This is a genomic window from Planococcus sp. RAB007_Raresut (assembly GCF_057369535.1).
The window spans coordinates 1-231 of sequence record NZ_JBXYIF010000294.1 but is presented as its reverse complement, the minus strand read 5'-3'; the positions used below and the strand labels follow the sequence as shown (position 1 = coordinate 231).

Genomic DNA, 231 nt, shown 5'->3' with positions numbered 1-231 from the left:
TGAACCTCCATGATCATACGTTTCGGTATAGCCGCTATGAAGCAGTCCCTGTCTTTGGGAACATCATCGAGCTAGCGTATCAAGGGACGTATGATTTTGAACGGTTCACACCTGAAACGTGTGTGACATTGTTCGATGAACGAACTCATCATTTTTTAGTTGAAAATGTGAAGACGAAAGAAACCTGGCGCATGCCATACGAAGGAAACCGCGACACGGTCATTCTCGATC

At 45.5% G+C, this 231-nt stretch carries 1 pseudogene; it reads left to right on the top strand.

Annotated features, from left to right (window positions below):
• Positions 1 to 231, top strand: a pseudogene (locus AC2Q9J_RS18580) (hypothetical protein); the annotation flags it as partial.